General features: G+C 58.5%; 16 protein-coding genes and 1 pseudogene. 11 read left to right on the forward strand and 6 right to left on the reverse strand.

Going from position 1 to position 18,804, the window contains the following annotated elements; genetic code table 11:
- Positions 1-385 precede the first annotated feature (385 nt).
- Positions 386-1,210 carry an alpha/beta fold hydrolase gene (locus tag BLV20_RS03975; RefSeq protein ID WP_053263213.1) on the reverse strand — a complete coding sequence of 275 codons (825 nt, stop codon included), beginning with the start codon at positions 1,208-1,210 and terminating at the stop codon, positions 386-388.
- 159 nt (positions 1,211-1,369) lie between these two features.
- Between BLV20_RS03975 and BLV20_RS03980 the strand changes: the two are divergent.
- Positions 1,370-2,498 (forward strand): annotated as a pseudogene (locus tag BLV20_RS03980) (NADH:flavin oxidoreductase/NADH oxidase family protein); the annotation flags it as partial.
- Here the strand turns inward: BLV20_RS03980 and BLV20_RS31980 are convergent.
- A complete protein-coding gene (locus BLV20_RS31980; RefSeq protein WP_371914296.1) occupies positions 2,479-2,574 on the reverse strand; it encodes a hypothetical protein in 96 nt (31 codons plus the stop codon). The pseudogene BLV20_RS03980 and the gene BLV20_RS31980 overlap by 20 nt on opposite strands.
- Positions 2,575-2,615: 41 nt before the next feature.
- On the opposite strand from BLV20_RS31980, the gene BLV20_RS03985 reads away from it, so the two are divergent.
- Entirely contained in the window at positions 2,616-3,002 is a 387-nt protein-coding gene (locus BLV20_RS03985) for an N-6 DNA methylase (protein ID WP_139192680.1), read from the forward strand.
- 125 nt (positions 3,003-3,127) lie between these two features.
- Here the strand turns inward: BLV20_RS03985 and gyrB are convergent, their stop codons facing one another.
- From gyrB to dnaA, 4 genes are read right to left on the reverse strand one after another with little or no spacing between them, the layout of a single operon-like run.
- On the reverse strand, positions 3,128-5,545 hold the full coding sequence (gene gyrB / locus BLV20_RS03990) for a DNA topoisomerase (ATP-hydrolyzing) subunit B (protein ID WP_092297338.1): 2,418 nt from the start codon (positions 5,543-5,545) through the stop codon (positions 3,128-3,130).
- Positions 5,546-5,549: 4 nt separating this feature from the next.
- Positions 5,550-6,653: a DNA replication/repair protein RecF gene (gene recF / locus BLV20_RS03995; RefSeq protein WP_092297341.1), complete on the reverse strand. Its 1,104-nt coding sequence runs from the start codon at positions 6,651-6,653 to the stop codon at positions 5,550-5,552.
- 20 nt (positions 6,654-6,673) lie between these two features.
- Entirely contained in the window at positions 6,674-7,777 is a 1,104-nt protein-coding gene (gene dnaN, locus BLV20_RS04000; protein ID WP_009046209.1) for a DNA polymerase III subunit beta, read from the reverse strand.
- A gap of 38 nt (positions 7,778-7,815) precedes the next feature.
- Positions 7,816-9,336: a chromosomal replication initiator protein DnaA gene (dnaA, locus tag BLV20_RS04005; protein WP_092297344.1), complete on the reverse strand. Its 1,521-nt coding sequence runs from the start codon at positions 9,334-9,336 to the stop codon at positions 7,816-7,818.
- Positions 9,337-9,903: 567 nt separating this feature from the next.
- Here dnaA and rpmH point away from each other — a divergent pair.
- The 9 genes from rpmH (at position 9,904) to BLV20_RS04055 (ending at position 18,660) form a co-directional block, all read left to right on the forward strand.
- Positions 9,904-10,038: a 50S ribosomal protein L34 gene (gene rpmH / locus BLV20_RS04010; RefSeq protein WP_003213577.1), complete on the forward strand. Its 135-nt coding sequence runs from the start codon at positions 9,904-9,906 to the stop codon at positions 10,036-10,038.
- A gap of 16 nt (positions 10,039-10,054) precedes the next feature.
- Complete coding sequence (gene rnpA, locus BLV20_RS04015) at positions 10,055-10,456, forward strand: ribonuclease P protein component (RefSeq protein WP_218190295.1); 402 nt, start codon at positions 10,055-10,057, stop codon at positions 10,454-10,456.
- Complete coding sequence (gene yidD, locus BLV20_RS04020; RefSeq protein ID WP_010465488.1) at positions 10,449-10,694, forward strand: membrane protein insertion efficiency factor YidD; 246 nt, start codon at positions 10,449-10,451, stop codon at positions 10,692-10,694. The genes rnpA and yidD overlap by 8 nt, the downstream gene beginning before the upstream one ends.
- Positions 10,695-10,696: 2 nt before the next feature.
- Positions 10,697-12,379 carry a membrane protein insertase YidC gene (gene yidC / locus BLV20_RS04025; RefSeq protein ID WP_092297350.1) on the forward strand — a complete coding sequence of 561 codons (1,683 nt, stop codon included), beginning with the start codon at positions 10,697-10,699 and terminating at the stop codon, positions 12,377-12,379.
- A gap of 91 nt (positions 12,380-12,470) precedes the next feature.
- Positions 12,471-13,841: a tRNA uridine-5-carboxymethylaminomethyl(34) synthesis GTPase MnmE gene (mnmE, locus tag BLV20_RS04030; RefSeq protein ID WP_092297353.1), complete on the forward strand. Its 1,371-nt coding sequence runs from the start codon at positions 12,471-12,473 to the stop codon at positions 13,839-13,841.
- Between the two features lie 581 nt (positions 13,842-14,422).
- A complete protein-coding gene (mnmG, locus tag BLV20_RS04040) occupies positions 14,423-16,321 on the forward strand; it encodes a tRNA uridine-5-carboxymethylaminomethyl(34) synthesis enzyme MnmG (protein WP_092297356.1) in 1,899 nt (632 codons plus the stop codon).
- Complete coding sequence (gene rsmG, locus BLV20_RS04045; protein ID WP_092297359.1) at positions 16,318-16,962, forward strand: 16S rRNA (guanine(527)-N(7))-methyltransferase RsmG; 645 nt, start codon at positions 16,318-16,320, stop codon at positions 16,960-16,962. Before mnmG ends, rsmG begins: the two co-directional genes overlap by 4 nt.
- A gap of 18 nt (positions 16,963-16,980) precedes the next feature.
- Entirely contained in the window at positions 16,981-17,778 is a 798-nt protein-coding gene (locus BLV20_RS04050; protein WP_007924494.1) for a ParA family protein, read from the forward strand.
- A gap of 9 nt (positions 17,779-17,787) precedes the next feature.
- Positions 17,788-18,660, forward strand: a complete 873-nt coding sequence (locus BLV20_RS04055; RefSeq protein ID WP_092297362.1) for a ParB/RepB/Spo0J family partition protein — start codon at positions 17,788-17,790, stop codon at positions 18,658-18,660.
- The last annotated feature ends 144 nt before the right edge of the window (positions 18,661-18,804 follow it).

Below are 18,804 nucleotides of genomic sequence, written 5' to 3' on the forward strand. Positions count from 1 at the left end.
ATTAAGGCACTCTCCAACCATGGCTTGAATGTCTAGAAACCAGGGGCGATTCAGATGATAGAGTTACGTCATTCCGAAAAGCGTCCCCGTTGACGCCTTCTTCTTGCGAGGCGAACTTTCCTTCTTGGGTTTGGGCACTTCTGCTCCTCGCTTGGTGAGGTCAATACCGATGACCTGTATATCCTCAACGTTGGGATAGCGGGGAGCGAGGAACAGCCAATGCTGCTGCAATGCGGAAACAAGTTCGTTGAAAGCTACCCTTTTATTACCAGGAAGTGTCCAGTGTTGCCGCTGACCGAAAACTGACCCAGTAAAGGCTGTTCTGCCGACTGAAAACTGCCCCAGGTTCCAATAGCCTCTACACAGAGAGCAGGCGAGTAGCCCCTTATCCCTGCCGCCGAATAAATGCCTCGATCAACTTGCTGACCTCGCCAGGACATTCGAGCCCCGCCAGGTGCGCCGCGCCTTGCATTAGCACGAATGACGCCCCCGGAATCACCTGCGCCATAGCACGGGTCTCGGCCACGGGGAAGGTCGCGTCCTCAATGCCGGCCACGACCATCACCGGCGTGCGGACCGTGCGCAGCAGCGCGTCCTGAGATGGGCGGCGGATCACCACACTTTCCACTGCCCAACGCACCGAGCGGAAGTCGACCCGCGCTAGCGCGGCGCGGACCTGGGCCACCACCTGGGGCCGGTCGCGGCGACTGGTGGGTCCTAGGAACGCCGCCGTCGCGCTGGTACGCAGCGGCCCGCGGATGCCGCGCAGCAAGCGTCCGAGCGACACCATCAGCCTGAATTGCAGGCGCTGGGCAGGGCCGCAAGGAGAGGCCGTGCCGTTCATCAGCACGGCCACGCCCACCCGCCCCGGGTAACGCGCGGCGAAGGTCCCGCCGATCATCGCGCCCCATGAATTGCCGACGTAATGGGCACGATCGATGCCCAGCCCGTCCATGACCTGGACGATGCATTCGGCGCAGGTAGAAAAGTCGAAATGGCGTGTGAGCGCCGTGCTGCCGCCGTGACCGGGTGGGTCGATCAGCACCACCCGGTAGCGCTCGGCCAACCGCTCCGCCACCCCCTGCCACATCGTACCGTCCATCAACAGGCTGGGCCAGAACAGGATCGCCGGTCCGTTCCCGCCGACGCGCACGCGCAACTGCCCGAGCACCGTCGGCAGGGTTCTGTGTTCAAGGCGTTCTTGGTTCATGCTAGGCCCTCGGCGCGTATGGAGAGCGTGCAGCATAGGCTGCCGACAGCCCCGACGGAGCGCGTGAATACCACCCGATCCGATGGCGAAATGTCGCTTGATCTTAAACCAGGCTTTAAACCTAGGCTTGCGAGAACTTCACCGATCGAGTTCTGTCCCATGAACCTCTTCGACCTGCTGCAACTGCCCAACGGTGCCACTGTTCCCAACCGCCTGTGCAAGGCGGCGATGGAGGAGAATATGAGCGATGCCGAACATGCTCCCTCCGAAGCGTTGTTGTGTCTGTATCAGACTTGAGCCGACGGCGGCGCTGGGTTGATCCTCAGCGGCAACGTCATAGTCGACCGCCACGCGCTGACCGGCCCGGGCGGCGTGCTGCTGGAAAGCGACCGGCAACTGCAGCACTTCACGTAATGGGCCAAGGCTGGGCGCAGCCGGGGCGCGCAGTTCTGGTTGCAGATCAACCACCCCGGCCGGCAGATGCTCGCCAGCCTTGGTCAGCCAACCATGGCGCCGTCGGTGGTGGCGCTGAAGCTCGGTGCCCTGTCGCGGATGTTCCAGGTGCCGCGGGAGATGATCGAGGCGGACATCGCTGAGGTTGTCCGTCGCTTCACCCACACCGCCGTGCTCGCCGAGCAGGCCGGCTTTACCGGCGTGCAGATTCATGCCGCCCATGGCTACCTGCTCAGCCAGTTCCTCTCGCCGCTGAGCAACCGCCGTACCGACCGCTGGGGCGGCTCGGTGCAGAACCGCGCCCGCCTGCTGCTGGAGATTATCCGCGCGGTGCGCGCAGGTGGCGCCGACCTTCTGCGTGGCGGTCAAGCTCAACTCTGCGGATTTCCAGCGCGGCGGCTTCGATGTCCACGACGCGCGACGAATGTTGGAGATGCTCAATGAGCGGCCGGTGGACCTGGTGGAACTCTCCGGTGGCAGCTACGAGGCGCCGGCCAGGCAGGGCGACACGCGCGACGGCCGGACCTTGGCCCGCGAGGCGTACTTCCTAGAATTCGCCCGCGATATGGTGACCTGCGCGCGAATGCCGCTGATGGTCACCGGTGGAATCAGCCGGCGCGAGGTGGCACAGCGTGTGATTGCCGACGGCGTCGCCATGGTGGGCATGGCCTAGGCCCTGGCCATCTATCCGCAACTGCCCAAGGTCTGGCGCGACCATCAGGGCATGCAGGCCCGCCTGCCGATGATCCGCTGGAAGCACAAGCTGCTGGCGGCCCGCGCCTACATGACCAGCATCAAGTACCAGATGCGCGCTCTCAGCCGTGGTCGCGCGCCGAGGCATGACTGATGATCGAAGCACCTAGGCGGCGTGCATCAAAAGCAGAAACATTACGGTCGAAAAAAATCCACACATGAGCACCATTGCCTGAGCGTGAAATGCAACAGTTCCGAGTTGAGCAAGCTGTATCAGCGCCGGGGGCAAAAAACCAAGGTTTTGCTTCACAAGCGGATGATCCACACCGTCATCGGCCTACCCGACGGGTTGTTCTCCGGATCTTCGACTGCTGCTTCAGTGATGATTCTCAATACGGTGAAACCATCCGACTCCATTCGATTCGTGAAGGTGACAGATGAGTTCACCGCTAGCGGCCCCGAAAAACGCACTGAACTGACCAAGCTTCCACAGTTACTGAGCACCGTGAACAATCCGATGGCGATCAAAATCGCCGTTAGCGAGATTGTGCCAGACGATTGCAACCTTGAAATTAGTCGATACCTGCCGGACGAAGAGATATGCAAACTGAGCGCGGCCTGTCCATTCAGCCCACCAACAAATTGATCGACCATGGGGCCATATTTATAGATCAATACATAGAAAAACCCCGGCACGAGGCCGGGGGTTTTCATTAGAGAGCGACAATAACCCGCCCACTCGCGACACTTAATGTGCCCATCGACACCGGATCAGAAGTCCAGGTTGGATACCGCCAGGGCGTTGCTTTCGATGAAGTCGCGACGAGGTTCGACCGCATCACCCATCAGGGTGTTGAAGATCTGGTCGGCGCCGATGGCGTCTTCGATGGTGACCTTGAGCATGCGACGCACGCTTGGGTCCATGGTGGTTTCCCACAGCTGATCCGGGTTCATCTCACCCAGACCTTTGTATCGCTGGATGGTGTGGCGCTTGGTGCTTTCGGTCATCAGCCAGTCCAGGGCTTCCTTGAACTCGACCACCGCCTTCTTGCGTTCGCCGCGCTGGATGTACGCGCCTTCGTCCAGCAGGGAGCTCAACTGAGCGCCGAGGGTAACGACGGTCTTGTAGTCATTGCTGCCGAAGAAGTCGCGGTTGAAGGTGACGTAGTTCGACAGGCCGTGGGAGATCAGTTCGACCTCTGGCAGCCACACGCCACGTTCACGATCTTCACGCAGGCTGGCCTTGTAGACCAGGCCGGACTTCTCGACGGTGCGCAGACGGACTTCGTACTGGGCCAGCCAGTCCTGCATCTTGGCGTGGTCGCCAAGCATTTCCAGGCTAACGGCCGGCAGGTAGATGAAGTGCTCGGTCAGTTCCTGCGGGTACAGGCGCGACAGACGCTTGAGGGTTTTCATCACCATGCGGAAGTCGTTCACCAGGCGCTCCAGCGCCTCGCCGGAAATCCCCGGTGCGTCTTCGTTCAGGTGCAGGCTCGCATCTTCCAGGGCCGACTGCGTCATGTACTCTTCCATGGCGTCGTCGTCTTTGATGTATTGCTCTTGCTTGCCTTTCTTGACCTTGTACAGCGGCGGCTGAGCGATATAGATGTAGCCACGCTCGATCAGCTCCGGCAACTGACGGAAGAAGAAGGTCAGCAGCAGGGTACGGATGTGCGAACCGTCGACGTCGGCGTCGGTCATGATGATGATGTTGTGATAGCGCAGCTTGTCGATGTTGTACTCTTCGCGGCCGATGCCGCAACCGAGTGCAGTGATCAAGGTGCCGACCTCTTGCGAGGAAATCATCTTGTCGAAACGCGCTTTCTCAACGTTAAGGATCTTGCCCTTGAGCGGCAGGATCGCCTGGGTCTTGCGGTTACGTCCCTGCTTGGCGGAGCCGCCAGCAGAGTCACCTTCCACCAGGTAGAGTTCGGAAAGGGCAGGGTCTTTTTCCTGGCAGTCCGCCAGTTTGCCCGGCAGGCCGGCGATATCCAGCGCGCCTTTACGACGGGTCATTTCACGGGCCTTACGCGCCGCTTCACGGGCCCGGGCAGCGTCGAGCATCTTGCCGACAACCAGCTTGGCCTCGTTCGGGTTTTCCAGCAGGAAGTCGGAGAAGTACTTGCCCATTTCCTGTTCGACCGCGGTCTTCACTTCGGAAGACACCAGCTTGTCTTTGGTCTGGGAGCTGAACTTGGGATCCGGCACCTTGACCGAAATAATCGCAGTCAGGCCTTCGCGGGCATCGTCACCGGTGGTGGCGACTTTGTGCTTCTTCGCCAGGCCTTCCTGTTCGATGTAGTTGTTCAGGTTACGCGTCAGTGCCGAGCGGAAGCCCACCAGGTGAGTACCGCCATCGCGCTGCGGGATGTTGTTGGTGAAGCACTGCAGGTTCTCGTTGAAACTGTCGTTCCACTGCAGGGCGATTTCCACGCCGATGCCATCTTCACGCTGGACGTTGAAGTGGAACACCTGGTTGACCGCAGTCTTATTGGTGTTCAGGTATTCGACGAATGCACGCAGGCCGCCTTCGTACTTGAACAGTTCTTCCTTGCCGCTGCGCTCGTCCTTCAGAACGATACCGACACCGGAGTTGAGGAAGGACAGTTCACGAATCCGCTTGGCCAGGATGTCCCAGCTGAAATGGATGTTCTTGAAGGTCTCGCTGGAAGCCTTGAAATGAATCTGGGTACCGGTGGTTTCGCTGTCACCAACGATTGCCATAGGTGCCTGAGGCACACCGTGAACGTAGGTTTGTTCCCAGATCTTGCCGCTGCGGCGCACAGTGAGAACAAGCTCTTCGGAAAGGGCGTTCACTACCGACACACCTACACCGTGCAGACCGCCGGATACTTTGTAGGAGTTGTCGTCGAATTTACCGCCGGCGTGCAGCACGGTCATGATGACCTCGGCCGCGGAAACGCCTTCTTCTTTATGCACATCTACCGGGATGCCGCGACCGTTGTCACGCACGGTGATGGATTCGTCCGGGTGGATGATGATGCTGATGTCGTCGCAGTGGCCGGCCAAAGCTTCGTCGATCGAGTTATCGACCACCTCGAACACCATATGGTGCAGACCGCTGCCATCGTCGGTGTCACCAATGTACATACCGGGACGTTTGCGTACGGCATCCAAACCTTTCAGCACTTTAATGCTGCTCGAGTCGTACGTGTTTTCTTCGCTCATGCCTTCACTCCCGATGGTCGTGGGTCTGGGTGATACGGCCCTGTTCCACGTGGAACAGGGCAACTGGCGTTTCCGTCTGCCAGCCTTCCCTCAATAATTCGTGGTCTACACAGGTGATGAACACCTGGCAGCGTAAGTCTTCCAACAAGCGACAAAGTGCGCGGCGATGCTGCTCGTCCAACTCGGACGGCAAGTCATCCACAAGATAAATACACTGACCGCGCCGGGCCTGGCTGACCAGGTGCCCCTGGGCGATCCGCAAGGCACAGACCACCAACTTCTGCTGACCGCGGGACAAGATATCCGCAGCGTTGTGTGCGCCCAATCTGAGACGCAAATCAGCACGTTGGGGGCCGGCCTGGGTATGACCCATTTGCTGATCACGATGGAGGGATGCCGCGAGCACTGCACTGAGCTCTCGCTCTTTATCCCAACCACGGTAATAGCTAAGCGTTAAGCCCTCGAGCTCTACCAGCTCGCTCAAGGTCCGCTCAAAGACTGGTTTCAAGGCTTTGATATAAGCGCGGCGGTATTCATCAATTTCAGCGCTGGCCTGACACAGTTCCCTGTCCCAGGCTGCTTGCGAAGCGGCGTCAAGTGTACCATGCCGCAGCCATGAGTTCCGCTGCCGCAGGGCCTTCTGCAAGCGCTGCCAGGTTGACATGAAGCGGGGTTCCACGTGGAACACGCCCCAATCAAGGAACTGGCGCCTGATTTTCGGAGCACCTTCCAACAAGCGGAAACTGTCCGGGTTGATCAATTGTAACGGCAGGATTTCCGCCAGCTGCGCAGCACTTCGAGCGTTCTGCCCGTCGATGCGGATCTGGAACTCGCCTTGCCGATCGCGAGATATCCCCAGGCTGCTATGTCCCCCATCTGCCAGTTCGACCTGACCGAATACCGTACAAGCGGGCTGCTCGTACTGGATTACCGGCAACAAACGAGCACTGCGAAACGAACGAGCAAGCCCCAACAGATGGATGGCTTCCAGCACGCTGGTTTTGCCGCTGCCGTTGGCGCCGTAAAGGAGATTGATGCGGGGAGAGGGGGAGAAGGTCACCGGGTGCAGATTGCGCACCCCGGTGACCGAGACGCGACTGAGGGACATCTAGCTTCTGCTGAGCATGATTACAGGCGCATCGGCATGACAACGTAAGCCGAGTCGTCGTTGTCAGATTCCTGCACCAGCGCACTGCTGTTGGAATCGGACAGGATCAGGCGTACCTGTTCGGTGGTCATCACGCCCAGCACGTCGAGCAGGTAGCTGACGTTGAAGCCGATCTCCAGCGAACCGCCGTTGTATTCCACGCCTACTTCTTCTTCCGCTTCTTCCTGCTCCGGGTTGTTCGCCTGGATTTTCAGCTGACCGTTGGCCAGTTGCAGGCGGATACCGCGGTACTTCTCGTTGGACAGAATCGCGGTACGGCTGAAGGCTTCACGCAGCGCCTGGCGGTCGCCCAATACCAGCTTGTCACCGCCCTTCGGCAGTACGCGCTCGTAGTCGGGGAACTTGCCGTCGACCAGCTTGGAAGTGAAGGTGAACTCGCCGGTGGTCGCACGGATGTGGTGTTGACCCAGCACGATGCTGACGTTGCCGTCCGGCTCGGTGAGCAGGCGGGCCAGTTCCAGGATGCCTTTGCGCGGCACGATCACCTGGTGGCGATCCGGCTGACCAATATCGGCCTGCATCGAGCACATGGCCAGGCGGTGACCGTCGGTGGCCACGGCGCGGATGATGCCGGCGGAGACTTCCAGCAGCATGCCGTTGAGGTAATAACGCACGTCCTGTTGAGCCATGGCGAAGCTGGTGCGCTCGATCAGGCGACGCAGCTTGCTCTGCTCCAGCTGGCAAGTCAGCGAGCCCGGGCCTTCTTCCACGGTCGGGAAATCGTTGGCCGGCAGAGTGGACAAGGTAAAGCGGCTACGGCCAGCCTTGACCACCAGCTTTTGCTCGTCGACCTTGATGTCGATCAGGGCATCGTTCGGCAGGCTCTTGCAGATGTCCATCAGCTTACGTGCCGGGACAGTGATCTCGCCTGGCTCCGCCGGCTCTTCCAGCTGCACGCGACCGACCAGTTCGACTTCCAGGTCGGTACCGGTCAGCGACAGTTGCTGGCCTTCGACAACCAACAGCACGTTGGAAAGTACCGGCAAGGTCTGACGACGTTCGACGACGCCGGCGACCAGTTGCAGGGGTTTCAACAGGGCTTCGCGTTGAATGGTGAAATGCATGGTCTAGTCCCTTGCCTTAATAAGCTGCGCTGGAGTCATCAAGTGGTCAGAGTACGCAGCAGGTTCTTGTAGTCCTCGCGGATGTCCGCGTCGGATTCCTTAAGTTCATTGATCTTGCGGCATGCGTGCAAGACCGTGGTGTGGTCGCGGCCGCCAAACACATCGCCGATTTCCGGCAGGCTATGGTTGGTCAGTTCCTTGGACAAGGCCATGGCCACCTGACGCGGCCGCGCGACCGAGCGCGAGCGCCGCTTGGACAGCAGATCGGAGATCTTGATCTTGTAGTACTCGGCGACTGTGCGCTGAATGTTATCCACAGAGACCAATTTGTCCTGCAGGGCCAGCAGGTCTTTCAGCGACTCACGAATCAGCTCGATGGTGATGTCGCGCCCCATGAAGTGCGAGTGGGCGATGACGCGCTTGAGCGCACCTTCCAGTTCACGCACGTTGGAGCGAATCCGCTGGGCAATGAAGAACGCCGCATCGTGAGGCAGTTCGACTTTGGCCTGGTCGGCTTTCTTCATCAGGATCGCGACGCGGGTTTCCAGTTCCGGTGGCTCTACCGCCACTGTCAGGCCCCAGCCGAAACGTGATTTCAGGCGTTCTTCCAGGCCTTCGATCTCCTTCGGATAGCGGTCACTGGTGAGAATCACCTGTTGGCCGCCTTCGAGCAGGGCGTTGAAGGTGTGGAAAAACTCTTCCTGGGAACGCTCCTTGCGGGCGAAGAACTGGATATCGTCGATCAGCAATGCATCCACCGAACGGTAGAAGCGCTTGAATTCGTTGATGGCGTTGAGTTGCAGCGCCTTGACCATGTCCGCGACGAAGCGCTCGGAATGCAGGTACACGACCTTGGCATTCGGATTCTTCTTTAATAGATGGTTACCCACAGCATGCATCAAGTGGGTCTTACCCAAACCTACGCCACCATAAAGGAAGAGCGGGTTGTAACCGTGCTTGGGGTTGTCGGCTACCTGCCAGGCCGCAGCACGGGCCAGCTGGTTGGACTTACCTTCCACAAAGTTTTCGAACGTGAAGGTGCGGTTCAGGTAACTGGTGTGCTTGAGCGCACCTTCTACCTGGACGGTGCGCTGTTCGGCGCGCACTGGAGCCTGTTGCGAACTGGCCCCCGCCATTGGGTCGAAGCTGTCACGAGAGGGTTCTTCGCTGACCTCGGCAATCTTCTGGGTCGCCGGTTTAGTCGGAGCGGCCGGAGCCGGCGTAGCAACCGGGGCGGCAGCGGCTGCCTGCTGAACCTGAGAGGCAACGGCGGCGGCCAATGGCGCATTGGGTGCCGCACGAGGAGCGGAACTGCGTTTGCTGCCTATTAATAAGGAAAGCGCCGGCGCCATGCCATTGCCATGCTCATCCAGCAGCTCGAGCACACGGCCCAGGTACTTTTCGTTGACCCAATCGAGAACAAAACGATTCGGTGCGTAGACACGCAACTCGTCGCCTTCGGCTTCGACCTGTAGCGGACGGATCCAAGTGTTGAATTGCTGGGCAGGCAGCTCATCACGCAGAAGCTCCACGCACTGCTGCCAAAGTTCCACTGACACGGATATCCCCTAAGTTGAAAGCCGGTGAGGCAAAAACAAGCCGCCATTGTAGCGACCAGACGCCCACTTATCCACATGTAGGTTGATCACAGGCCACTACGAATCAACGCTTTATCCCGAAAAAACACGACCAATGGTATGTGCATAAGCTCTGTGGATAACCGCCCCTGAGGGCTTTGCACAACTGGGGGCGAAACTCAGTGGATAACCCGCCTGTGGATAACTAGCCTTTCCACACACAGCTTTTCCGATAGCGCAGCACAGGCAGAACACCGCTTCTCGACAGTGTTGTCATTCTCTGTACAGTACGTTCTATAAGGGCTGAATGCAGTTATCCACAGATGGGCAGGGCCCTAGCCTTTATAAGCTTTACAGAAAAGCTTTAAATAATTCCCTTCTTTATTTCTATATCTGGCTGACCTGGTTCTTCGGCTCGCTGAGCGGACATACCCAGATAAAGGAAAAGCTGGTTGGAAATTGACCTAGAGGCTTGCTTTCTCTAGAATCGCCGATCTCTTAAAACGGGGGCCATTCCGGCCCGTTGTGGACGAACCAGGTAACACGACAATGAAACGTACTTTCCAACCAAGCACTATCAAACGCGCTCGTACCCACGGTTTCCGTGCTCGCATGGCTACCAAGAACGGTCGTGCCGTCCTGTCGCGTCGTCGCGCCAAAGGTCGTGCGCGTCTGGCAGTTTGATACTCCGGCACTGGAGGTGAGTCAGGACTTCAGTCGGGAAAAGCGTCTGCTTACTCCCCGGCATTTCAAGGCAGTCTTTGACTCCCCTACCGGCAAGGTTCCGGGGAAAAATCTCCTGCTCCTTGTGCGCGACAACGATCTGGATCACCCCCGTCTGGGGCTGGTTATCGGAAAAAAGAGCGTCAAGCTCTCCGTTGAGCGCAATCGTCTCAAACGTCTGATGCGCGAATCGTTTCGCCTGCACCAGGATTCTCTGGTCGGCTGGGACATCGTTGTCGTCGCGCGCAAAGGTTTGGGCGATGTAGAAAACCCCGAATTGATTCAGCATTTCGACAAACTCTGGAAGCGTCTGGCCCGTAACAAGCCGGCACCAGCAGTCAAAACCGAAACTGTAGGGGTAGACAGCCCGAATGCGTAAACTGGCACTCGTTCCGATCCAGTTTTATCGCTACGCCATTAGTCCCCTGATGGCCAGTCACTGTCGTTTCTACCCCAGCTGTTCCTGCTACGCGTATGAAGCCATTGAAAATCATGGCCTTCTGCGCGGTGGCTGGCTGACCTTTCGTCGTTTAGGTCGCTGTCATCCGTGGAATCCCGGTGGTTATGACCCGGTTCCACCTATCCCTACCTCCCGTTCTTCTTCGATGGCCGAGTAATCATGGATATTAAACGCACGATCCTGATCGTCGCCCTGGCAATCGTGTCCTACGTCATGGTTCTTAAGTGGAACCAGGATTATGGCCAGGCTGCCCTGCCGACTCAGAATGTTGCTGCCAACACTGCCACTCCGGCTCTACCGGATACGCCTGTTGGTAACAATGCTTCCGCCAGTGCCGATGTACCCAACGCGAATACCGATACCAGCACCCCTACCGAAACTCCGGTAGCGGCAAGCAAAGACCTCATCCAGGTAAAAACGGATGTGCTCGATCTGGCTATCGATCCTCAAGGTGGTGATATCGCCCAGCTGAAGCTGCCGCTGTATCCACGTCGCCAGGACCATCCGGAAATTCCGTTCCAGCTGTTCGATAACGGTGGCGAGCGTACTTATCTGGCGCAAAGCGGCCTGACCGGCGTCAACGGTCCGGATGCCCGTCCTGCAGGACGCCCGGTTTACTCGGCCGAGAAAAAGACTTATCAACTGGCTAACGGCCAGAACCAGCTGAATGTCGACCTGAAATTCAGCGAAGCCGGCGTCAACTACATCAAGCGTTTCACCTTTACCCGCGGCCTGTACGATCTGAAAGTCACCTATCTGATCGACAACACCAGCGATAAGGCCTGGACTGGCAACCTGTTTGCCCAGCTCAAGCGCGACGCCAGCTCCGATCCTTCTTCCAGCACCGCCACCGGCACCGCGACTTACCTGGGCGCTGCCCTGTGGACAAGTTCCGAGCCGTACAAAAAAGTGTCGATGAAAGATATCGACAAGGGCTCGCTGAAAGAATCCGTACAAGGTGGCTGGGTTGCCTGGCTGCAACACTACTTCGTGACCGCCTGGATTCCGGCGAAGAACGAAAGCAACGTGGTGCAGACCCGCAAGGATAACCAAGGCAACTACATCATCGGTTTCACTGGCCCGGCGCTGACCGTTGCACCAGGTGCCAAGGCTGAAACCACCGCCACTCTGTACGCCGGTCCGAAAAGCCAGGCCGTGCTGAAAGAGTTGTCCCCAGGCCTGGAACTGACCGTCGACTACGGCATCCTGTGGTTCATTGCCCAGCCGATCTTCTGGCTGCTGCAACATATCCACAGCATTGTGGGTAACTGGGGCTGGTCGATCATCTTCCTGACCATGCTGATCAAGGGGATTTTCTTCCCACTGTCGGCAGCCAGCTACAAATCCATGGCCCGTATGCGTGCGGTAGCGCCGAAACTGGCCGCTCTGAAAGAGCAACATGGCGACGACCGGCAGAAAATGTCGCAAGCCATGATGGAGCTGTACAAGAAGGAGAAGATCAATCCGCTGGGTGGTTGCTTGCCAATCCTCGTGCAGATGCCGGTGTTCCTGTCCTTGTACTGGGTACTCCTGGAAAGCGTGGAAATGCGCCAGGCCCCGTTCATGCTGTGGATTACCGACCTGTCGATCAAGGATCCGTTCTTTATCCTGCCGATCATCATGGGCGCCACCATGTTCATCCAGCAGCAGCTGAACCCGACTCCTCCGGATCCGATGCAGGCCAAGGTGATGAAAATGATGCCAATCATCTTCACCTTCTTCTTCCTGTGGTTCCCGGCAGGCCTGGTGCTGTACTGGGTTGTGAACAACTGCCTGTCGATCGCACAACAGTGGTACATCACACGTAAGATCGAAGCTGCTACCAAGAAAGCAGCTGCCTGACCTACGCTGTGGATAACCACTCAAAACGCCCCCTAGTGGGGCGTTTTGCTATCTGTCACTTTTGTCTGCCTCTTTATGTCTGGAGCGGGTTATGAATGTCCCTCGTGAAACCATCGCAGCTGTAGCCACCGCCCAGGGGCGCGGTGGCGTGGGCATCGTGCGTATTTCCGGACCGTTGGCCAGCGTTGCCGCCAAGGCCATCAGCGGCCGCGAGCTGAAACCGCGTTATGCCCATTACGGACCGTTTCTTAGCGATCGGAATGAAGTCCTGGATGAGGGGATTGCCCTGTATTTCCCTGGGCCAAACTCCTTTACCGGCGAAGACGTACTGGAATTGCAGGGCCACGGCGGCCCGATTGTCCTGGACATGCTGTTGCAACGTTGCCTGCAGTTGGGATGCCGACTGGCCCGGCCAGGGGAATTCAGCGAGCGCGCCTTCCTCAATGACAAGCTCGACCTGGCCCAGGCCGAAGCCATCGCCGACCTGATCGAGGCCAGTTCCGCACAGGCCGCGCGCAATGCGTTGCGCTCTTTGCAGGGGGCATTCTCCAAGCGTGTGCATAACCTGACCGAGCAACTGATCGCATTGCGCATTTACGTCGAGGCGGCCATCGATTTTCCCGAGGAAGAAATCGATTTCCTCGCCGACGGCCACGTCCTGCAGATGCTCGACACCGTGCGCGATGAGTTATCCACCGTGGTCCGCGAAGCTGGGCAGGGCGCCTTGCTGCGCGACGGCATGACCGTGGTCATCGCCGGGCGGCCGAATGCCGGCAAATCCAGCCTGCTCAATGCCCTGGCCGGACGCGAAGCAGCGATCGTTACCGAGATCGCCGGCACCACCCGGGATGTGCTGCGCGAACATATCCACATCGACGGCATGCCGCTGCACGTTGTGGATACCGCGGGGCTGCGCGATACCGAGGACCAGGTGGAAAAGATCGGAGTGGAACGTGCCCTCAAGGCTATCGGCGAGGCCGATCGCGTATTGCTGGTAGTCGACGCCACCGCTCCGGAAGCGACGGATCCTTTTGCCTTGTGGCCGGAGTTCCTGGAACAGCGTCCGGATCCGGCGAAAGTCACCCTGATCCGCAACAAGGCCGACTTGACCAATGAAGCGATCGCTTTGGAAGTCAGCGACGATGGCCACGTCACGATCAGCCTGAGCGCCAAGGCGGGTGGCGAGGGTCTGGAGCTGTTGCGTGAACACCTCAAAGCCTGCATGGGTTATGAACAGACCTCCGAAAGCAGCTTCAGCGCACGCCGGCGTCACCTGGAAGCCCTGCATCACGCCAGTGAAGCGCTTGAACATGGCCGTTCGCAACTGACCCTCGCCGGCGCGGGCGAGCTGCTGGCGGAAGATTTGCGCCAGGCACAGCAGTCACTGGGGGAAATTACCGGCGCTTTCAGCTCGGACGACCTGCTGGGCCGGATCTTCTCCAGCTTCTGTATCGGTAAATAACCCGATCTTCTTGTAGGAGCCGTCGGTCGACGGCTCGATTACGCGTGATACTCAAGGCCCTGCTCGCCTGCATCACGCGCAAACCAGCGCTATCCCCATCATTTTCGAATTTGCCGAGCGCCACCGAGCGTTCCGGCGGATTTTTTGTGGGCGCCGTTTGGCTGTCCGAACCTTTTTCTGTGGATTAAGCTCTGTGAATAACTGCCCTTAGGCTCGGTTGATAACAGGGCGCAAAAAGTGAGGAAAACCCGCTCTGTGGATAACCGCTACTTTAATCCACAGGCTTACACCGGTTATCCAACGGCCTCCTGGCCACCTAACCACAGAGTTTTGAATCTCTGTACACATTGAAAACAAATGGCTGTATGAATCTATCCACAGATAGGTCGGTGCCTAAGAATAAACATAAAAACAAAGATTTAATAAATTTCTTTCTTTTTAATTTCTATTGTCCGTGAGTCATCCACAGCTGGTTAAATTTTGTGCAAAGGGTTCTTTAGGAAGGGCGAAGACCCTATACTTGTCCGTTAGCCCAAGAACCCATCCTTTTTTTACCCATATAAGCAGGCACGAGGTGCGTGGTGGATTTCCCTTCCCGTTTTGAAGTGATCGTCATCGGCGGCGGTCATGCCGGTACCGAGGCAGCACTTGCATCAGCGCGCATGGGGGCAAAAACCCTGTTGCTGACGCACAACGTGGAAACCCTCGGAGCAATGAGCTGCAACCCCGCAATTGGCGGGATCGGCAAAAGCCATTTGGTCAAGGAAATCGACGCCCTCGGCGGCGCGATGGCCATGGCTACCGATAAAGGTGGTATTCAGTTTCGGGTGTTGAACAGCCGCAAAGGCCCGGCCGTGCGCGCTACTCGCGCCCAGGCCGACCGTATCCTGTACAAGGCCGCTGTCCGCGAAACCCTGGAAAACCAGCCGAACCTGTGGATATTTCAACAGGCAGCGGACGACCTGATCGTCGAGCAGGACCAGGTCCGCGGCGTAGTGACCCAAATGGGCCTGCGTTTCTTCGCCGAGTCCGTGGTGTTGACCACTGGTACCTTCCTCGGCGGACTTATCCACATTGGTTTGCAGAATTACTCCGGTGGTCGTGCCGGTGATCCGCCGTCTATTGCTCTGGCTCGCCGTCTGCGCGAACTGCCTCTGCGTGTCGGCCGCCTGAAAACCGGTACACCACCGCGCATCGATGGCCGGTCTGTGGATTTCTCGGTGATGACCGAGCAACCGGGCGATACGCCGATCCCGGTCATGTCTTTCCTGGGCAACAAGGAACAGCATCCGCGGCAGGTCAGTTGCTGGATTACTCATACCAATGCGCGGACTCACGAAATCATCGCTGCAAACCTCGACCGTTCGCCGATGTATTCCGATGCCGGGATGATTGAGGGCATTGGCCCGCGCTACTGCCCGTCGATCGAAGACAAGATCCATCGCTTTGCCGACAAGGAAAGCCACCAGGTCTTCATCGAGCCGGAAGGCCTGACTACTCACGAGCTGTATCCGAACGGGATATCCACAAGCCTGCCGTTCGATGTGCAGTTGCAGATCGTGCAATCGATCCGCGGCATGGAAAACGCCCACATCGTGCGTCCCGGCTATGCCATCGAGTACGACTACTTCGACCCGCGCGACCTGAAATACAGCCTGGAAACCAAAGTGATCGGCGGCCTGTTCTTTGCCGGCCAGATCAACGGCACCACCGGTTACGAAGAAGCCGGCGCCCAAGGCTTGCTCGCCGGGGCCAACGCCGCATTGCGCGCGCAGGGCAAAGACAGCTGGTGCCCGCGTCGCGATGAAGCCTACATCGGAGTGTTGGTCGACGACCTGATTACCCTGGGAACCCAGGAACCGTATCGGATGTTCACATCCCGCGCCGAATATCGGCTGATCCTTCGCGAAGACAACGCCGACCTGCGCCTGACTGAAAAAGGTCGGGAACTGGGCCTGGTGGACGATGTCCGTTGGGCTGCGTTCTGCAAGAAGCGCGAAGGCATTGCCCTGGAAGAGCAACGCCTGAAAAGCACCTGGGTACGCCCGGGCACCGAGCAGGGGGATGCGATCGCCGAGAAGTTCGGCACGCCGCTGACCCATGAGTACAACTTGTTGAACCTGCTGAGCCGTCCGGAAATCGACTACGCTGGTCTGGTCGAAGTGACCGGGCAGGGTGCGGAAGATCCCCAGGTCGCCGAGCAGGTCGAGATCAAGACCAAGTACGCCGGCTACATCGATCGCCAGCAGGATGAAATTGCTCGTCTGCGGGCTAGCGAAGACACCAAGCTGCCTGTGGATATCGACTACAGCACCATCTCCGGCCTCTCGAAAGAGATCCAGAGCAAGCTCGGCGCGACTCGTCCAGAAACCCTGGGCCAGGCTTCGCGGATTCCGGGCGTGACCCCGGCAGCGATTTCGCTGTTGATGATTCATTTGAAAAAACGCGGCGCGGGCCGTCAGTTGGAGCAAAGCGCTTGAGTTCGCAGGTCACCTCGCAACATGCAGAAGAGTTATCCACAGGTGCTCGCCAACTCGGTGTCAACCTGACAGAAACCCAGCACGAACTGCTGCTGGGTTATCTGGCGCTGTTGATCAAATGGAACAAGGCCTACAACCTGACCGCCGTGCGCGATCCGGATGAAATGGTCTCGCGGCACCTGCTCGACAGCCTGAGCGTGATGTCCTTCATCGAAAACGGTCGTTGGTTGGACGTTGGCAGTGGCGGCGGGATGCCGGGAATTCCATTGGCTATCCTGTTTCCGGACTCGCAAGTGACCTGCCTGGACAGCAATGGCAAGAAAACCCGCTTCCTGACCCAGGTCAAACTCGAGCTGAAACTGGACAACCTGCAAGTTATCCACAGTCGCGTCGAAGCCTTCCAGCCGCAGCAGCCTTTCAACGGGATCATTTCCCGGGCATTCAGCAGCATGGAGAACTTCACCAACTGGACTCGCCACCTGGGCGATCGCGACACACGTTGGCTGGCAATGAAGGGCGTTCATCCCGCCGATGAGCTGATAGCATTGCCGGCAGACTTCCACCTCGATAGCGAACACGCCCTGGCCGTACCCGGTTGCCAAGGCCAACGCCATCTGCTGATACTGCGCCGCACGGCATGATTGGGAACACAAGCAAGAATGGCTAAGGTATTCGCGATAGCGAACCAGAAAGGTGGTGTGGGCAAGACCACCACCTGCATCAACCTCGCAGCATCGCTGGTTGCTACCAAGCGCCGGGTGCTGTTGATCGATCTCGATCCACAGGGCAACGCCACCATGGGTAGCGGTGTGGATAAACATGGCCTGGAAAATTCGGTCTACGACCTGCTGATCGGCGAATGCGATCTGGCCCAGGCCATGCACTATTCCGAGCATGGCGGTTATCAGCTGCTGCCGGCGAACCGCGACCTGACCGCCGCGGAAGTCGTCCTGCTGGAAATGCAGATGAAGGAAAGCCGCCTGCGCAGCGCCTTGGCACCGATCCGGGAAAACTACGACTACATTCTGATCGACTGTCCGCCGTCGCTGTCGATGCTGACGCTCAACGCCCTGGTTGCCGCCGATGGGGTCATTATCCCCATGCAGTGCGAGTACTTTGCCCTTGAAGGGCTGAGCGACCTTGTGGATAACATCAAGCGCATTTCCGAACTGCTGAACCCGAACCTCAAGGTCGAGGGCCTGCTGCGTACCATGTACGATCCGCGCCTGAGCCTGATGAACGATGTTTCCGCGCAGCTCAAGGAACACTTCGGCGATCAGTTGTACGACACAGTGATCCCACGCAACATCCGTCTGGCGGAAGCCCCCAGTTATGGCATGCCGGCCTTGGTCTACGACAAACAGTCGCGCGGTGCCATCGCTTATCTGGCCCTCGCTGGCGAGATGGTTCGTCGGCAACGGAAAAACTCACGCGCAGCTGCCGCCCAGCCAACTTAAGGAATCCCCATGGCCGTCAAGAAACGAGGTCTCGGACGTGGACTGGATGCACTGTTGAGTGGTCCGACTGTCAGCTCGCTGGAAGAACAAGCGGTTCAAGCCGATGTGCGTGAGCTGCAACATTTGCCGCTGGACCTGATCCAGCGCGGCAAGTATCAGCCGCGCCGGGACATGGACCCACAGGCACTGGAAGAACTGGCGAGCTCGATCAAGACTCAGGGCGTGATGCAGCCGATCGTGGTGCGTCCTATCGGCTCCGGGCGTTTTGAAATCATCGCCGGTGAGCGCCGCTGGCGCGCCAGCCAGCAGGCGGGTCAGGAAACCATCCCCGCGATGGTTCGCGATGTCCCGGACGAAACCGCCATCGCCATGGCGCTGATCGAGAATATCCAGCGCGAAGACCTCAACCCCGTCGAGGAAGCGGTTGCCCTGCAGCGCCTGCAGCAGGAATTCCAGCTGACTCAGCAGCAGGTTGCCGAGGCTGTGGGTAAGTCCCGCGTCACTGTCGCTAACCTGCTGCGCCTGATCGCTTTGCCTGAAGTGATCAAGACCATGTTGTCCCACGGCGACCTGGAAATGGGTCATGCCCGTGCCTTGCTGGGTTTGCCGGAAAATCAACAGGTTGAAGGGGCGCGACACGTTGTCGCACGCGGCCTCACTGTGCGCCAGACCGAAGCCCTGGTTCGCCAGTGGTTGAGTGGCAAACAGCAGCCTGCCGAACCCGTCAAACCCGACCCCGATATCGCGCGTCTGGAGCAACGCCTGGCCGAGCGCCTAGGCTCTGCGGTGCAGATTCGTCACGGAAAGAAAGGGAAAGGTCAGCTGGTGATCGGGTATAACTCCCTCGATGAGCTTCAAGGCGTCCTTGCACACATTCGCTGAAACATTTCCTCATGTAGCGTGCAGTCGGAAATCACTACCCGGCAGTTGAATAGGGGCTGAACCGCCCCTATACTCTGCGCGCATTTTGTCGGCACAAATTATGCCAAGTTATTGAATTCTGGCAGCCGACCCATGAGGAGCAAG

Origin of the sequence: Pseudomonas sp. NFIX28, assembly GCF_900107395.1 — a bacterium.
Taxonomy (GTDB): Bacteria; Pseudomonadota; Gammaproteobacteria; order Pseudomonadales; family Pseudomonadaceae; genus Aquipseudomonas.